Raw genomic sequence first — 229 nt, 5'->3', positions numbered from 1 at the left:
AGGTGCTGTCATTCTCAAAAGTTGAAAAATTAGATTCAACTTTTTTTCCATCATAATTAATTTCTAAAGAGTAATTTTTATCTCTTGGCAGCCAAAAATCCAAGAAACCATTCTCAAGGGTAGTCAACTTCTCATCAACGTGAACTTCTCCATCTTCATCTGTAATTTTTACATCCATCTCTTCATTCATCAGCTCTCCCTGACAACCTGTTAAGCTATGAAATTCACA

1 protein-coding gene is annotated in these 229 nt (G+C 34.1%); it reads right to left on the bottom strand.

What is annotated here, in order from left to right; translation table 11 throughout:
- Nucleotides 1-229, bottom strand: a 229-nt coding sequence (locus HMPREF3029_RS08330; RefSeq protein ID WP_210400786.1) for a CueP family metal-binding protein, incomplete at both ends; no start/stop codon positions are given.

The sequence above is a fragment of the Nosocomiicoccus sp. HMSC059G07 genome, from assembly GCF_001815515.1.
Lineage (GTDB): Bacteria > Bacillota > Bacilli > Staphylococcales > Salinicoccaceae > Nosocomiicoccus > Nosocomiicoccus ampullae_A.
Note: the sequence above shows the minus strand (reverse complement) of the source record. Positions and strands in the feature narration are given on the sequence as shown.